General features: G+C 32.7%; 1 protein-coding gene. It reads left to right on the forward strand.

Annotation, left to right across the window (positions count from 1 at the left end):
- Positions 1–248: hypothetical protein (locus AC2FA3_RS15460; protein ID WP_490510363.1), on the forward strand; the 248-nt coding region annotated here is incomplete at both ends.

Genomic DNA, 248 nt, shown 5'->3' on the forward strand with positions numbered 1-248 from the left:
ATTTTATTTAGCTTTTCTTTGCAACCTGTAATCACACAAGTGTCCCAACATCGCACAGGAAAAGAAATTGCTCAAGTAGTAAATACTTTAAAGACAAAAGATACGCTGATAATCTCTTATAAAGATTATCTTCAAGATTTACCATTTTATACAAAATCACGCATTGCCATTTATGATTATCTAGGTGAATTAGAATTTGGCTCTAAGCACGATAGCGGACAGGGCTGGTTTTTTAACAAAGAAGAATT

The organism is Janibacter sp. CoH_79_TC_3 (genome assembly GCF_058197955.1).